We start from the raw sequence: 1,434 nt of genomic DNA on the forward strand, positions 1-1,434 counted from the left end.
CGGCATAGCCGTTCAGTAGCGGGCCTCGCCGCGGGCTTGCCCCGCGGCACTGCTCTTGCCGTTAAAAACCCTCTCACTTCATTTTTTCCGACGCACACGCCGTCCGCTGGTCTTTTCCTTCAGCGCCTGGAGCGAAACCGGCGTGTCCCGGATCGAGCGGACGATCTGCTCCGTAACTCCCAATTGCCATAAGACAAGCGTGAACGCCCTGACGCTGACTGAGGGGTCTCCCCGCTCAACTCGACGCAGCATCCTCTCGGGTACACCAAGACGACTAGCCAAGTCGGTTTGGCGAATACCTTGAGAGAGTCGGGCGGCCCTCACCATCAACCCGATCCATTGCAAAGTCACAGTGCAGTCGACAGGGAGGTAGTCCTTCATAAGCGGCTGAGTCCTATCCGGTTATCCACAACGAGCGCTGGACCTAAGCATGCGGAATCGGACCGTTTAATTGATATAAACAAATCGAAACAGACCGCTTAGCCCGGCAACTGACTGGAGACCGCAATGACCGAACCCATTTATGAATACGACCCAGCGCAAGCCCTGGACGGTCCGGAGGCAATCGCGGTGTTTCTGGCGGACGCTTTGGATACTGGTGATGCCGCCTACATCGCCAAGGCTATGGAAGTGGTTGTCCGCGCCAAGGGCATGTCTGAGTTGGCCAAGGAAACCGGGCTGACCACAGAGCAACTGCACAAGTCGTTCAGTGAACACGGAAATCCAACACTTCAAACCATGCTGGCGGTAATGCGCGCTCTGGGGATCGAGCTCACTGCCCGGCCCCGTGTGCAGCAACCCGAGGAGAATCAGACGGCTCACTGACATTGCGTCAGCCAAAGCCGCTTTCGTGTCGTATATAGCTACGAAAACTCCCAGATTTCCGACTTTCTTGTAGGCAATTTCCCAAGCATACTCCCCTACCCCGCCTGGTTGTTGCGCCTCCTGGAATCGCTGCCTACCCTTCGCCGGTCGTTGCCAAATCAACGACCGGATTAGCAGTCCGAACGATTCGAAACCATCGCAACTCCGTTATGGCGGCTGTGCGTGTGGGCACCTTCGGGTGCGCCGGGTTTTCGTGTCCTCGGTCTGCTAACCCACGCACAGTTGCCACCCTTCGTTTAGCAGCGAGATGTGGTCACCCTTTCTACCAGGCACGGAGTGACACCATGAAAAAGCTAGTACCCGATCCACCACCCGTCCTGTGCATCCGCGCAGGCATGTCTACAGAAGAAGCAATCCACAACGCTGAGAAGCACCTTCAAAGCGCTCTCTTTTCGCTCACCGAGTTGCCTGCACAGCCATTGCCGCTCGACCAGACGAGAGTCGCCGGTGCAATCGTAAATCTGAAGATCAGTAGAACACTGCTAACGGTCGCTAGGGCCAAATCGAAAGCCGGCATAGCGGTTCAGTAGCGGGCCTCGCCGCGGGCTT

The 1,434-nt window shown here is 57.2% G+C and carries 2 protein-coding genes; one reads left to right on the plus strand and one right to left on the minus strand.

Annotation, left to right across the window (positions count from 1 at the left end):
* Positions 1–78 precede the first annotated feature (78 nt).
* On the minus strand, positions 79–381 hold the full coding sequence (locus ACODSK_RS32610) for a helix-turn-helix domain-containing protein (RefSeq protein WP_489022271.1): 303 nt from the start codon (positions 379–381) through the stop codon (positions 79–81).
* A gap of 126 nt (positions 382–507) precedes the next feature.
* Between ACODSK_RS32610 and ACODSK_RS32615 the strand changes: the two genes are divergently transcribed.
* Positions 508–825, plus strand: coding sequence for an addiction module antidote protein (locus ACODSK_RS32615; RefSeq protein WP_489022272.1), 318 nt, complete (start codon positions 508–510; stop codon positions 823–825).
* The last annotated feature ends 609 nt before the right edge of the window (positions 826–1,434 follow it).

This window comes from Pseudomonas sp. FG98 (assembly GCF_057808595.1).

Excerpts from the sequence above, each read along its gene's own strand:
- ACODSK_RS32615 (WP_489022272.1), top strand. The coding sequence starts at position 508 with ATGACCGAACCCATTTATGAATACGACCCAGCGCAAGCCCTGGACGGT.
- ACODSK_RS32610 (WP_489022271.1), bottom strand. The coding sequence starts at position 381 with ATGAAGGACTACCTCCCTGTCGACTGCACTGTGACTTTGCAATGGATC.